Annotated in this window: 1 protein-coding gene; it reads right to left on the reverse strand. The window is 65.6% G+C overall.

Going from position 1 to position 601, the window contains the following annotated elements:
- Positions 1–206: 206 nt before the first annotated feature.
- Entirely contained in the window at positions 207–533 is a 327-nt protein-coding gene (locus QHC67_RS19030) for a hypothetical protein (protein WP_319296735.1), read from the reverse strand.
- Positions 534–601 lie beyond the last annotated feature (68 nt).

Raw genomic sequence — 601 nt, forward strand, 5'->3', positions numbered from 1 at the left:
GATCTTGCCGACGAAAATGCCGGCGTCATTCTGCTTGATCGTTCCGATGTTCATGGGAAAGTCTCCTGGATGATGGTCTCGAACTCCGTGTCCGAACCACCTCCCACTCCCCCACTCCTCTCCTCGGCCGTTCGGCCGAGCAGGCGCGCAAGCGCCACCTCCGAGGCCGCTCCTTCACGGCCTCGGGGCTCAGCCTGCGGACCGTCTCAATGCGTCGATCCGAACAAGCGCTTCTTGGCTTCAGCCTGGTGGACACCGTCCCTGACGCCGATACTCGCGGCCATATCCGCTGCGAGTGCGGTGGCGAGCGTTTCCGGGACGTCTGCATAGGCTTCCACCACCCGCAGCGCTGCCTCGGGACTCGGCAGCTCCCCCGGTTCGGTTCCGACCCAGATGGTCGCCTCGCCTTCCTCCGGTTCCTCGTTGGTGGGCGTGAACACCTGGGCGAAGAAAGTCTGGAGCGGCCGATCCCAGCCGACGGCCACCTTGACGACGCCGTTGCCGGCTCTCGGCTTTAGTTCGTAGCGGCTCATGGCTGGGTCCTGCGAATGCGGTGATCGACATGGCGGGCTGCACCCTCGGCGCTGCGGAGCGCCTTGCG

Source organism: Sphingobium sp. (assembly GCF_033795625.1).
GTDB lineage: Bacteria > Pseudomonadota > Alphaproteobacteria > Sphingomonadales > Sphingomonadaceae > Sphingobium.

What these genes read in the sequence shown, in the direction of transcription:
- QHC67_RS19030 (WP_319296735.1), bottom strand. Translation starts at nt 533, where the DNA reads ATGAGCCGCTACGAACTAAAGCCGAGAGCCGGCAACGGCGTCGTCAAG.